The sequence below is a fragment of the Streptomyces sp. NPDC059008 genome (assembly GCF_042749045.1).
Lineage (GTDB): Bacteria > Actinomycetota > Actinomycetes > Streptomycetales > Streptomycetaceae > Streptomyces.
The window spans coordinates 279,921-290,066 of the sequence record NZ_JBHYJC010000005.1 but is presented as its reverse complement, the minus strand read 5'-3'; the positions used below and the strand labels follow the sequence as shown (position 1 = coordinate 290,066).

The following is a 10,146-nucleotide window of genomic DNA, read 5'->3' as shown; positions in this document are numbered from 1 at the left end:
CGTGCGGCACACCGGGCGCGCCGCACGCGCCCGCCCACCGGGCCGGTCAGCCGGCGACCGCCGCCGGCTCCCGCGCCAGCAGCCGACGGATGTCCCGTACCGCGGCGCGGCCCGCCCGGTTGGCGCCGATGGTGCTCGCCGACGGCCCGTAACCCACCAGGTGCACCCGTGCGTCGCGCACCGCACGGGTGCCCGCCATGCGTATGCCGCCGCCCGGCTCGCGCAGCTTCAGCGGGGCGAGGTGGTCGATGGCGGCGCGGAAGCCGGTCCCGTACAAGATCGTGTCGGCCTCGACCGTGCGCCCGTCGGTCCAGCTCACCCCGGTGGGCGTGATCCGCTCGAAGAGCGGCAGCCGCTCCAGCACACCGCTCTCGCGGGCCCGCCGGATCGCGTCCGTCATCGGCAACCCGGTCACGCTCACCACGCTCCGCGGCGGCAGCCCCTGCCTGACCCGCTCCTCGACCAGGGCGACCGCGGCCCGGCCCTCGGCCTCGCCGAACGACCCCTCGCGGAAGACCGGCGGCCGACGCGTCACCCACGTCGTGGCCGCCGCCACCGGAGCGATCTCCAGCAACTGCTGTACGGCCGAGGTCCCGCCGCCCACCACCACGACCCGCGCCCCGCGGAACGCCTCCGGTCCGGCGTACTGGGAACTGTGCAGCTGTCGCCCGCCGAACGTCTCCTGCCCGGGGAACCGTGGCCAGAACGGCCGGTCCCACGTCCCGGTGGCATTGATCAGCGCCCGCGCCGCATACGGCCCCTGCGACGTCTCGACGAGCAGCCGACCGTCCTCGCCCGCACGCACCGCCAGTACGCTCACCGGCCGGTGCACCCGCAGCCCGAAGGTCTGCTCGTAGCCGTCGAAGTACTCCCCGATCACCTCGGACGACGGCCGCCGCGGGTCGGCGCCGGTCAGCTCCATCCCCGGCAGCGCGTGCATACCGTGCACCTTGTCGTACGTCAGCGTCGGCCACCGGAACTGCCAGGCACCGCCGGGCCGCGGAGAGTGATCGAGCACCACGAAGTCCCGGTCCGGTTCGTACCCCGCCCGCCGCAGATGGAAGGCCGCGGCCAGTCCCGCCTGCCCGGCCCCGACCACCACGACCTCGACCGTACGCACCCCGGTGTAGTTCATGCTTCTACCAACCGGGGGAGGGGATGATCTCTTCCCGGGCTCCGGGCAGGTGTTCCGCCCCGCCTCAGCGCGCCCCGGCGATCAGCAGTGGCGCACCGCCCGGCGCGGACGCCGGCCGGCCGTTGGCGGCCGGTACGCCCGCCAGCGGCGACGGGCCGGCCTCCAGCAGACCCCGGGCGGCGAGCTCGGGCCGTACGCCCTCACCGAACCAGTACGCCTCCTCCAGGTGCGGATAGCCGGACAGCACGAAGTGCTCCACGCCCAGGGAGTGGTACTCCTCGATCCGGTCGGCCACCTCGGCGTGGCTGCCGACCAGCGCCGTGCCCGCGCCCCCGCGCACCAGCCCCACCCCCGCCCACAGGTTGGGCGAGATCTCCAGCCGGTCGCGTGAGCCGCCGTGCAGCGCGAGCATCCGCTGCTGACCCACCGACTCGCTCCTGCCCAGGGCCTGTTGGGCGGCCGCGACCGTCTCCGGATCCAGGTCGTCCAGCAGCCGCCCGGCGGTCGCCCAGGCCTCCTTCGACGTGTCCCGCGAGATCGTGTGCAGCCGGATCCCGAACCGGACCGTACGCCCCTCCTGCTCCGCCAGCCCCCGGATCCAGTCGATCTTCTCCTTCACCTGCTCGGGCGGCTCGCCCCACGTCAGATACACCTCCACGTTCCGGGCGGCGACCGGCCCCGCGGCCGCGGACGACCCACCGAAGAAGATCTGCGGCAGCGGGTCCGGCGGCAGCGCCGTCAGCCCGCCTCGCACCTGATAGTGCTCGCCCTGGAAGTCGAACGGTTCACCGCTCCAGACGCCCCGTACGACCTGGAGGAACTCATCCGTGCGGGCATAGCGGCGATCGTGGTCGAGATGATCGCCGAACCGCCTCTGCTCGGTCGAGTCACCGCCGGTGACCACGTTCAGCAGCAGCCGGCCCCGCGAGATCCGCTGATAGGTCGCGGCCATCTGCGCGGCCAGCACCGGTGAGATCACCCCCGGCCGGAACGCGACCAGGAACTTCAGCCGCTCGGTGACCTGGGTGAGCGCGACCGTCGTCAGCCAGGCGTCCTCGCACCACGTCCCGGTCGGCGTGAGCACCGCCTCGAAGCCCAACTGCTCGGCGGCCTTGGCGATTTGGGCCAGATACTCGATGTCCGGGGCCCGCACCCCGCTCACCGGGGTGATGCGGTCCCGCCGGATGCCGCCGTCGGTGTAGGCGTGCCGGTCGACGAGCGTCCGCCCGTCGCCGCCGGTCGGCAGAAACCAGTGCAGGTGTACGGACATCTCACTCGGCCTTTCCGTGGGTACGCGGCGCCGTCGTCGGCGGCGGATCACCGTTGCAGCGGGGGTGGGGAGGAGGGGAAGGAAGAGCACGTAGGGGAGAGCGCCGGCCGGTGAGCAGCACAAGGCCGGCACGGCGCACTTCAGCGGAACAAGGACCCGTACGCCGACGCGACAGCGCGAAAGGGAGAGCAGGCCGGAACGGAGGCGGCCCGCAGTCTCGACATCAGCGCCGGAACATCAGCACGCGCCGCGACGACACGCGGCGGACGCCACCCGCACCAGGTCGATATGACCGCGCGTGGTGAGCAGGGCTGCAGGAGACATGTCGCCGAACGTAGCGGTGCCGTCCAAGACGGGTCAACGCCGTCTCGTCGACTGGACCTTTGTTGCCGGAGCATGGCGGGAACATGGCCGCGCTCAGCTCCTGAGGTAGGCCAGAACGGCCAGCACCCTGCGATTGTCGTCCGTCGACGGGCTGATCCGGAGCTTGGTGAAGATACCGGCGGTGTGCTTGGCGACGGCGCTCTCGCTGATGTGCAGACCACTGGCGATCGCGGCGTTCGACCTGCCCTCCGCCATCAGTTCCAGGACGTCGCGCTCACGCGGTGTCAGGCTCTCGATCGTGCCGCGGGCGTCGCCGCGCGACAGCAGGCGGGAGATGACCTGCGGGTCCATCACCGTGCCGCCGGCGGCGACGCACCGCACCGCGTCGACGAACTGCTCGGTATGGGTGACCCGGTCCTTGAGCAGGTACCCGACGGCTCCCTCTCCGCCGGCCAGCAACTCGTTGGCGTAGAGCTGCTCGACGTACTGGGAGAGGACGAGGACGGGCAGGCCGGGGCGCCGGCGACGGGCTTCCAGAGCCACCTGCAGGCCCTCGTCGGTGAAGGTCGGCGGCAGCCGTACGTCCACCACCGCGACGTCCGGTGCCTGGTCGCCCTCGTCGAGCAGCGCGCGCAGGAGGGACGGGCCGTTGTCCACCGCCACGACCTCGCAGCCGTGCTCCCGCAGTGTGCGGGTCAGCCCGTCCCTCAGCAGGAAGAGGTCTTCGGCGAGGACAACGCGCACGGAATCTCCATCGTCACGGTGGTCGGTCCGCCCTGCGGGCTGTGCAGGGCGAGAGTGCCATCGAAGGTATCCAACCGCTGCCGCACACCGGCCAGTCCGGTACCCCGGGAGAGGTCGGCGCCCCCATCACCGTCGTCGGTGACGACGATGCGCAACAGGTCGTCCTCGTGCGTCAGGGCTATGTGGACCTCGCGGGCCCCGGAGTGCTTCGCCGCGTTCGCCAGCGCCTCGCTCACCGCGAAGTAGGCAGCGGACTCCACGGGGGCCGGGTGCCGGCCCGGCAGCCGCGCGGCGACATGGACGTCGAGGAAGCTGTCGAGCGCCAGCGACCGGACCGCGTCGCCGAGGCCGCGGTCGGCGAGGACCGGCGGGTGGATGCCGTGGACCAGATCGCGCAGGTCCTGCAGGGCCCGCTCGGACGTGCTGCGGACCTCCAACAGGAGCTCGCGTGCCGCCGCCGGGTCCGTCTCCAGCAGGCGGGTGGCCCGGTCCAGCGTCATCCCCAGGGCGACCAGCCGGGCCTGCGCGCCGTCGTGCAGGTCCCGTTCGACGCGTCGCAGTTCGGCGGCAAGGGCGTCCAGGGCCCGGCCGCGGGTGTCGGTCAGCCGCTCGATCCGTCGGGTGAGCTGGGTGCTGCGCGGTGCCGACAGCAGCGGCCGGCTCACCCGGGCGTGCAGGCGGAGCACGGCGGGGGCGGCGAGCAGGCCGGCGGCCATGAAGGCGAGCCCCAGCAGCAGCGCGGCGAGCATGGTCGCGGGGGAGCGCACCGGGACGAACGCGTACCAGTTGCCGTCGCCGACGAGCCGCCAGACGAAAGGCTGCACCAGCGCGCCGAACGCCCCGTACTCGACCAGGGCGAGGGGGACGGCCACCAGGAGCCCGCCGGTCACCGGCTCCCACCACGCCCACCCGACGTCCCGCCAGAACCCCTCGTCGGCGAGGAGCGCGCCCGACCTCTTGCGGGCGTTCGCACCAGGGTCGGCGGGCAGCGGCTCGGGCGGGCCGACACGGACGTCCGTCCAGCGGGCGGTACGCGAGCGGGAGCGGTCGGACAGCGCGCGCAGGGCCCGCGCGGCGGGCGGCAGCAGCCGGAAGCCGACGCCCACCGGCAACAGCAGCAGCGCCAGTACCACCAACGAACCGGCCGCCGACGCCGCGAGCGCATGCAGACTCGTCAGCTGGCACCGGCCGAGGGCGATACCGGCGCGGGCCACGACCTCGCGCGGCTTATCGAACATCTTCCATGATCGCGGTGAGCTTAGCCGGTGCCGCCGCCGTCGCCCACCCCCGCCCGGCGCTCAGCCACATCCACCCGACCGCCGCCGTCAGACACGAGACGCCGAACAGCACCATGGGAAGCACCGCGCCGGCCTCCTCGTCCATGAACAGCAGCATGCCGAGGTTGATCAGCGCGTGGAAGCCCCCCGCGAACAGCAGCCGGGAAGCCCGCGCCCCTTCGAGGGCCCACCCCATCACCACCGACATGGACACCGCCGCCACCAGGAACGCCCCCGCGTACAAGGGGTGTTGCGTGAAGACCTGGACGTGCCAGACGCCCCACAGGGCGCCCACCGCGACCGAGGAGGCATGGGGCCCGAAACGCGTGCGCAGCAGCGGCTGCAAGAAGCAGCGCCACCCGATCTCCTCGCCGCACGCGCCGACCAGCTGCGCCGAGGCGATCAGCGCGAACGGGGCGTCCGGACGCGTGAACCGCACATCCCCGCTGAACGCCGCGTACCCGCCGGCACTCGCCGCGATGATCAGCGGCGCCGTCACGATCAGCAGCGCCCCATGGCCGCCGCCCCGCCGACCGCTCGTGAGCTGCGCCCGTACGCGCCCCGGCCACAGCATCGCGGCGACCCCCACCCCCAGGGCGGGACCGAACTGCGTCAGCTGGATCACCTCGACGGGTATCCCCGTCGCGGGCTGGACCGCGCCCAGCAGGCCGGCTGCCAGGAAGGCGACGGCGAGGAACGAGGCCATCGCCCTGATGTCCACAGGTGTCATTCGCATGGCACCGACGATGCCGCCTCACGGGGCCCTCGCCATTGCACCTGCCTGCCGGCCTGGGGTGTACCTGGGTACACCCCAGGCCACAGCCACCGGCCCCCATCAGGACCCACCCGCTCGAGTCGCCTCTCACAAGCCCCGTCGACTCTGAGAAAGTCCCTCCATGGCTGAGACCTTCACGACACGAGAGATCGACGTACGGACCGGCTCCCGCGAGACGGTCCACGACCTGACCCGGGAGTGCGCGTCCTTCCTGCGGGACGTGGCCCAGGGACGTGACGGGCTGCTGAACGTCTTCACCCCCCACGCCACAACGGGCGTCGCACTGGTGGAGACGGGCGCCGGCAGCGACGAGGACCTGCTGGCCGCCCTCGGCGACCTCCTCCCGGCGGACGACCGCTGGCACCACAAGCACGGAAGCCCCGGCCATGGCCGCGACCACGTCCTCCCCGCCCTCGTGCCCCCGCACGCCACGCTGCCCGTCATCGGAGGAGAACTGGCCCTGGGCACTTGGCAGTCGGTCTGCCTGGTCGACACGAACGTCGACAATCCGGATCGGCGGGTGCGGCTGAGCTTCCTGGGCTGACCAAGATCGTCCTGGGGGTGTCCGCGAAATCTCCGTACCCTGCGTGCCCTGAACGGAGAAGCCTTGCGCGGTACGGACCTGAACATGATCGAACGACCCTATGACGGATGCGGAAAGTGCCTGCTCGGCGTGCGGCGGCTGTCGCGTGTGAAGGCGGCCACGTCGTCACCGGAGCGGCAGCGAGAGGACGTCCTCACGGCTGCCGCGTCCGTCGGAGGGCACATCATCGGCTGGGCCGATGACTGGGAGGTGTCAGGAGCACGGACCCGATGACACGGCCCAAGCTCGGACCGTGGCTGCGTGACGAGAGGGGCCCGTATGACGGCCTCGTTGCCGCAGCGGTGGACCGGCTCGGCCGCAATGTCGTTGACTGCCTGAACGCCGGCTACAAAATGCGTGACGAGGGAAAGCTGCTCGTCACGTATGGTCACGACGGCCCGTGGTGCCTCGACGACCAGGTGGACGAAAACCGCTTCACCATGGAGGCGTGGGGCGCGCAGATGGAGCTGCGAGCCATCCAGCGCCGGAACCGCAACGCCACCATCAAGACGCGCGCTGCCGGAAGCCTGCCAGCGGGTCAGCTGACCCAGATGCCCTTGGGCGAGACCCGGCGTGCGAGGCGTAGGCCCGCGTCACTGACGGGGCTCGACCAGGACACATCGGCGACCTGGCAGCCGAAGTCATCGGCGAGTGCCTGAACGAGCGTGGTGCCGATGCCCTTGCGGCGGTAGGTGTCCGCCACCCAGATAAGGATGATGCGTGGGCGTAGGGTGTCGTCCTGGTCTCCATACCGTGACTCGTCGATCAGATCCCAGCTGTGTTGCTCGCTGGCGTCATTGGCGGCGAGGTAGCCGATGACGTACCCATTCGCCTTCAAGAGGTACGCGCGCAGGTTGTCCGGGGTCACCTCAGGCTCGTCAAGGTGGGACCACGAGCGGAAGTCGTAGTGGTTCTCTTTTTGTGGCATCCGTGCCACTCGGTAGGCCAGCTTCCTCCACGCGATGGGTGACTGCGTCGTCACGACGGCCAGATCACTCCACCAATCCAGGTTCCTGGGTGGCCGAATGCCGAAAGCCCACGCCGCGTGGTGAGCGGTGTGCTCCTTCCCGTCGTCCAACGGCTCCTGCAGGCTTATGCCACAAGGGCAGTTGCCGCTGCCTGGCGTCTCCACAGCGCGGAATTGAACGGGGGTTGCGCCATAACTGAGGTTCTGGCCTCGGCTGCCCACCCAGGGACGGATGGGCGGATCATCCGACTCGACGTACCCGGTCCAGTGGTCCTCCCACCCGGGGTACTGCTCGGGAAACATCTCCCGTCGCTGCTTCTCGGCGAGCGACAGCATCGGCCGAACCCACACGCTCCCGGCAGTCGCCCGACCGTTGAGGCGCACTCCGCGTCCTTTGGCCTTGCCGCGCAGGAACCTCAGGAACGCGCTGGGCTGCGAGTCGAAGTCGACGCCGCGGACCAGCTCCCGCTCGCCAGGAGCAAGCCAGTCATCGACGGGGAGCGCCAGCCGGTCGGCGAGCGCATGGAGCCTGCTGTAGTCGCGGTCGAGCTCGGCTGAACGGAGCGCTTCGACCATGGCCTCTACATGCGGGAATGGGGCGAACAGATTGACCCAGCGTGGGCCGTTCCCCCATGAGAAGCTACCCGGGTAGCCGTCATACCAGATGCGGTCGGTAGACGCCTCACGCACCCTGTCGACGGCTTGTGTGTAGGCGGTGGGCAGCTCCGGGGTGTCACCATGCGAGGTCGTGGCGTCGACGTACCCATCGCGGTCGAGGCCGATCGTGGCGTACCAGTGGGAGGCCCGGACACGGATCTTCCGGGAGCGCCAGGCGTGTGGGTCGGGATCGAGGTAGATAGTTCGCTCGGTCACGTGCTCTGCTCCTCGTCCTGCTACTTGCGGTTCCTCGCGGCCCTGCGTGCGATGGCTGCGGCCGGCAGAGACATGCCACGCCTATGCTGCCAGGGTCGAGCATGACTAGACCGCTGATCCGGTCTGCCTCATTCGTCTCTTCGGCATCCGCCCGGTCATCGCGGTAAAGCGCGCAAACTGGCTTGACCGCAATAGGCACTTGTCTCAAGTCAAGTTGGCTTGATCGAGCGACTCGCTCGTCATGAGCGGTAGCACATCCGCTTTTGACCGAACCGGGGTCCATACCGGAGACGAGGTAAGAGGTTGCTGTCGTCGTTCGGTTTCTGTGGGCCGATCACCCGCGCAGCGCGATGGCATTAGGTGACGGTTCGAGAGAAAATCGGCCAGGGCTGACACGACCCACATCGGTTGGTTCCTAGCTGTCCACCTCCGTAGGGCGGGAGTGCCACACAAGACGGGTGGATCGTGGCAGCGCCAAACGGCCCCATGCAATGCCACCGACCATTCTTGGCGCGGCGGGTCTGGCTTCCGCGAGGACGATGACGCTGGTGGCGTGGTGACACACAGTGAAGAGTGAGCGTGTTGCGGCTCGGCGCTGTCCGCAGTTCCACCCACCAGCGCCGACCAGGCTCAGCACGACGTGCATGCTGCATTCCTCGGCTTATGACTGTGTGCCCCGGCTCCTGATCTGGCCGCTGCTGAGAACCTGATCGCCGCCATCCCACGCTTCTACGCTCGCGACACCAAGGCCACGCTGCCGTGGGCGACTTCGCCACGACGCCTACCTGATTCCCACCGCGCGGCCGATGGCTGCGGACGCGACGTCGCCCTTTCACGTCGGGCCGCTGGCCACCTGGCCGGCGTGTTCCACGCCAAGGCCAGAACCATCCGCCGCCACCTCATCGCCGTCCCTGCCCGAATCGCGCACCGGGCCCGCAGCCTCGTCCTCCACCTGCCCAGGCGCTGGCGATGGGCCTATAGCTTCACCGACCTGTTCACCGCCACCGGCCATTGCCTGCAAACTTGTCGGACGCGCCCTTGCCCGCCCACGACACGAAAGGCCTTGGAGATCCCGCACCGGTCGGCCACCCGGCCCCTTGAACTGTTCGCGAACAGAAACCGCAGTTATGCCGCGCGCTGGGCGGGAGGGCATGAATATCTTCCCGTCACCTCCAGCTCCACGGTGTTTGACGGGAGTTGTCCGCCGGGCTCTTCGGTGTGGGTGGCCAGGAGATTCAGGCGGCCAGGACGAGGAAGGCGTGAGCGAACATGCAGGCGGTGATCTGGTGGTGCCAGGCGGTCCAGGTGCGGACCTGGTAGTCGTCGAGACCGGTGAGCCGTGTGCCGTGCCGGTTGTCCTCCTCGATCTTCCAGCGCAGTCCGGCGCAGGCGACCATGACGCTCATCGTGGTGCCGGCAGGGGCATGCACGAGGAAGTAGCCGGCCTTGCCGGGGTCGCTGACGCTGCGGCGGATGAGCAGGGAGTGCGCGAAGCCGTCGGCGGGGTGATCGTCCTTGACGTTCACCTCGAACAGGGCCCAGTCGTAGAAGCGTTGCCCCTTGCTTCCCTCGCCGCACGAACGCCGCTCCCATCGCTGTCCGGTGATACGCGTGAGCAGGCCGTCGGCCCGTTTCACGGTGGACCGGCCGGCGTCCTGGTGTCCGGGCAGGGCGGCGAGCGGGAAGCTGGAGGGCACTGCCGCCACGTAGCGCAAGCGCTGTTCGCGCAGGTAGTGGCGCACGGTGGCGTACTGGCCGTAGCCGCCGTCCACGGCGGCCCAGCCGAAGGGCACCCGGGTGTCGACCGCCTCGCCGATCAGCTCGACGGCCTGGGCGGGCTTGGTTGCGAAGGCGACCTCGTCGGGGATGTCGGCCTCCCGGCACCGCTCCCGGTCAGAGGTCCGGCGTTCGGGCAGGTAGAGGCGGTGTCGGATGAAGGCGTGCCCGCGCTCGGTGGTGTAGCTGAGCATGACCGCGACCTGGCAGTTCTCCGTGTGGTTGGTCGCCCCACAGTGTTGTGGGGCGACTCCGGCCGACTTCGTGCCCTTCTTGATCATCTGGGTGTCGTCGACGACCAGGCCCGCGATCAGATCATGGAAAATCACCCGTGGCTCGGGCCCGCGAGAACAAGTCGTCAACCCTGTCCGGGAACATTTTCAACTCGGCATCCAGCGCGGTGATTTCAGCGTCCAGCACAT

At 70.1% G+C, this 10,146-nt stretch carries 9 protein-coding genes and 1 pseudogene; 2 read left to right on the top strand and 8 right to left on the bottom strand.

Features of this window, described 5'->3' with window-relative positions; translation table 11 throughout:
* Positions 1-46: 46 nt before the first annotated feature.
* The 6 genes from ACFWZH_RS10340 to ACFWZH_RS10315 form a co-directional block, all read right to left on the bottom strand.
* Positions 47-1,135, bottom strand: coding sequence for an NAD(P)-binding domain-containing protein (locus ACFWZH_RS10340; RefSeq protein WP_384427727.1), 1,089 nt, complete (start codon positions 1,133-1,135; stop codon positions 47-49).
* A gap of 64 nt (positions 1,136-1,199) precedes the next feature.
* Positions 1,200-2,405 (bottom strand): LLM class flavin-dependent oxidoreductase, encoded by a 1,206-nt coding sequence (locus ACFWZH_RS10335; protein ID WP_384427725.1) that lies wholly within the window; start codon positions 2,403-2,405, stop codon positions 1,200-1,202.
* A 237-nt stretch (positions 2,406-2,642) separates the two neighbouring features.
* Positions 2,643-2,729, bottom strand: a complete 87-nt coding sequence (locus tag ACFWZH_RS10330) for a putative leader peptide (protein WP_384427756.1) — start codon at positions 2,727-2,729, stop codon at positions 2,643-2,645.
* Positions 2,730-2,822: 93 nt separating this feature from the next.
* On the bottom strand, positions 2,823-3,473 hold the full coding sequence (locus ACFWZH_RS10325) for a LuxR C-terminal-related transcriptional regulator (protein ID WP_384427723.1): 651 nt from the start codon (positions 3,471-3,473) through the stop codon (positions 2,823-2,825).
* Positions 3,437-4,711 carry a sensor histidine kinase gene (locus ACFWZH_RS10320; protein WP_384427721.1) on the bottom strand — a complete coding sequence of 425 codons (1,275 nt, stop codon included), beginning with the start codon at positions 4,709-4,711 and terminating at the stop codon, positions 3,437-3,439. Before ACFWZH_RS10320 ends, ACFWZH_RS10325 begins: the two co-directional genes overlap by 37 nt.
* Complete coding sequence (locus ACFWZH_RS10315; RefSeq protein ID WP_384427719.1) at positions 4,701-5,486, bottom strand: CPBP family intramembrane glutamic endopeptidase; 786 nt, start codon at positions 5,484-5,486, stop codon at positions 4,701-4,703. The genes ACFWZH_RS10320 and ACFWZH_RS10315 overlap by 11 nt, the downstream gene beginning before the upstream one ends.
* Positions 5,487-5,646: 160 nt before the next feature.
* Here ACFWZH_RS10315 and ACFWZH_RS10310 point away from each other — a divergent pair, with 160 nt between their 5' ends.
* Together ACFWZH_RS10310 and ACFWZH_RS10305 are read left to right on the top strand one after the other, a co-directional pair.
* Positions 5,647-6,069 (top strand): secondary thiamine-phosphate synthase enzyme YjbQ, encoded by a 423-nt coding sequence (locus ACFWZH_RS10310; RefSeq protein ID WP_384427717.1) that lies wholly within the window; start codon positions 5,647-5,649, stop codon positions 6,067-6,069.
* 269 nt (positions 6,070-6,338) lie between these two features.
* Positions 6,339-6,572 (top strand): annotated as a pseudogene (locus tag ACFWZH_RS10305) (recombinase family protein); the annotation flags it as partial.
* Positions 6,573-6,646: 74 nt separating this feature from the next.
* On the opposite strand, the gene ACFWZH_RS10300 reads toward ACFWZH_RS10305, so the two are convergent.
* Both ACFWZH_RS10300 and ACFWZH_RS10295 read right to left on the bottom strand, forming a co-directional pair.
* On the bottom strand, positions 6,647-7,948 hold the full coding sequence (locus ACFWZH_RS10300) for a GNAT family N-acetyltransferase (protein WP_384427716.1): 1,302 nt from the start codon (positions 7,946-7,948) through the stop codon (positions 6,647-6,649).
* A gap of 1,235 nt (positions 7,949-9,183) precedes the next feature.
* On the bottom strand, positions 9,184-10,053 hold the full coding sequence (locus ACFWZH_RS10295) for an IS701 family transposase (protein WP_384427714.1): 870 nt from the start codon (positions 10,051-10,053) through the stop codon (positions 9,184-9,186).
* Between the last annotated feature and the right edge of the window lie 93 nt (positions 10,054-10,146).

What these genes read in the sequence shown, in the direction of transcription:
- ACFWZH_RS10340 (WP_384427727.1), bottom strand. Translation starts at nt 1,135, where the DNA reads ATGAACTACACCGGGGTGCGTACGGTCGAGGTCGTGGTGGTCGGGGCC.
- ACFWZH_RS10320 (WP_384427721.1), bottom strand. Translation starts at nt 4,711, where the DNA reads ATGTTCGATAAGCCGCGCGAGGTCGTGGCCCGCGCCGGTATCGCCCTC.
- ACFWZH_RS10310 (WP_384427717.1), top strand. Translation starts at nt 5,647, where the DNA reads ATGGCTGAGACCTTCACGACACGAGAGATCGACGTACGGACCGGCTCC.
- ACFWZH_RS10330 (WP_384427756.1), bottom strand. Translation starts at nt 2,729, where the DNA reads ATGTCTCCTGCAGCCCTGCTCACCACGCGCGGTCATATCGACCTGGTG.
- ACFWZH_RS10315 (WP_384427719.1), bottom strand. Translation starts at nt 5,486, where the DNA reads ATGCGAATGACACCTGTGGACATCAGGGCGATGGCCTCGTTCCTCGCC.
- ACFWZH_RS10335 (WP_384427725.1), bottom strand. Translation starts at nt 2,405, where the DNA reads ATGTCCGTACACCTGCACTGGTTTCTGCCGACCGGCGGCGACGGGCGG.